The organism is Cohnella baijiui (assembly GCF_020731285.1).
Taxonomy (GTDB): Bacteria; Bacillota; Bacilli; order Paenibacillales; family Paenibacillaceae; genus Cohnella.
On the sequence record NZ_JAJFOW010000234.1, the window covers coordinates 1 to 284 of the forward strand.

Here is a 284-nt window from a genome sequence, read left to right on the forward strand (position 1 = left end):
TTGCCAAGGCAGAAGTGATGATGAGAGAACGCATTCTTACACAGCATATGAAAGAAGGCGTAACCATTATCGATCCATCGAACACGTACATTGAAACCAATGTGACAATCGGGCGTGATTCTGTTATTTATCCGGGTTCGTTGATCGGTGCAGGCACGGTCATTGGAGAAGACTGTATCATTGGTCCGAATACACAGATCACAAACTGCCAAATTGGAGACCGTGTAGAGATCAAGCAATCGGTAGTAACGGATAGTCGGATTGATAGTGACGCTACGGTCGGG

Annotated in this window: 1 pseudogene; it reads left to right on the forward strand. The window is 46.1% G+C overall.

The annotated features are described in order from the left end of the window. Positions 1–284: pseudogene (glmU, locus tag LKX83_RS32445) on the forward strand (bifunctional UDP-N-acetylglucosamine diphosphorylase/glucosamine-1-phosphate N-acetyltransferase GlmU); the annotation flags it as partial.